Source organism: Streptomyces sp. P9(2023) (assembly GCF_032436795.1).
Taxonomy (GTDB): domain Bacteria; phylum Actinomycetota; class Actinomycetes; order Streptomycetales; family Streptomycetaceae; genus Streptomyces.
Genome location: NZ_JAUPWM010000517.1, coordinates 1 through 268, shown reverse-complemented (window position 1 = coordinate 268; position 268 = coordinate 1). Strand labels below are relative to the sequence as shown.

General features: G+C 41.0%; 1 pseudogene. It reads right to left on the bottom strand.

The features are described from left to right. Positions 1–199, bottom strand: a pseudogene (locus tag Q5762_RS38565) (IS5/IS1182 family transposase); the annotation flags it as partial. Positions 200–268 lie beyond the last annotated feature (69 nt).

The window sequence follows — 268 nt, the reverse complement described above, 5'->3', positions numbered from 1 at the left end:
CCAGCCCTTTATGCTTAATAAAGGCGGAGGGTTGTTTTTCTAACCACTGCTTCAGAGCTTCAACATCATTTTGCAAGGTTTCAACGGCTTGATGCTTCTCGTTTTTATCTGACCAATCAATGTCTAACGCCGCTTTGACACTGCTTTTTCCTACCAGTTTTAGACCACATTCTTCGATGAGTTCTTCTTCTGAGATCATCTTTATTTGTGCAGCACAGTTGAAGATACGTTCAATTTAGTGGGACATGCTCTTGAATTAGTCGTCAAC